This window comes from Nocardioides litoris (genome assembly GCF_006346315.1).
In the GTDB taxonomy this organism is placed as follows: domain Bacteria; phylum Actinomycetota; class Actinomycetes; order Propionibacteriales; family Nocardioidaceae; genus Nocardioides; species Nocardioides litoris.
Window position 1 is genome coordinate 1 of the sequence record NZ_VDMR01000022.1, and the last position, 702, is coordinate 702.

The window sequence follows — 702 nt, forward strand, 5'->3', positions numbered from 1 at the left end:
GGTGCGGTGGGTGCGGGTGGGCGGCCGCAGTTCTGGCTGGTCAGGGAGTTGGTGGAGTAGCGGTCGTTGGTGAAGGTGATGCCGCCGGAGGTGTAGGTGCGGGGGGAGGACCAGGTGTATTGGCCGCCGGTGAAGGACGGGGTCTGGGGCTGGCCGCCCGACAGCTGGGCGTAGTGGAGGTGGGCGCCGGTGGAGTTGGCGCCAGCGTTGCCCACGGCGCCGATCACGTCGCCGGCGTTGACGTTGCGGCCCCCGGCGGTGACGTTGACCGAGCTCATGTGCTGGTAGAGGGTGCTCCACCCGCCGCCGTGGTCGATGGAGACCTTGCCCTCCGCAGCCGACACGAGGCGGGCGTACCCAGCTGCGGAGGCGCGGACCGGCTTCCCGCTCGCTCCTGCCTGACCGAAGTCGAGGTAGTTGCGGTGGCTCCATGTCTTGCCGGAGCGCACGTTCTTGCCGGTGTCGTAGGTGGTCGCCTTCCAGGTCGACCCACAGTCGAACGGGAGGTGGAAGGCCGGCGCTGCTGTTGCCGGTGCCGAGGTGAACGGGATCACCAGGCAGGCCAGGAGCGCGGCCCCGGCCAGCGCCGCCACCCGCCTCGACCGCGATTCCACTCCGAGCGAGTTCTTGTGCTTCATCATCGGCATCGAGCACCCCCATGTGCGGGGTCTGCCCGAACAGACCAACGTAGGCCAGACCCTA

At 69.4% G+C, this 702-nt stretch carries 1 protein-coding gene; it reads right to left on the reverse strand.

The genetic code is table 11. The features are described from left to right. Positions 1-647 (reverse strand): M23 family metallopeptidase (locus FJQ57_RS22105; RefSeq protein WP_139984544.1); only part of this gene is annotated, 647 nt, incomplete at its 3' end. Between the last annotated feature and the right edge of the window lie 55 nt (positions 648-702).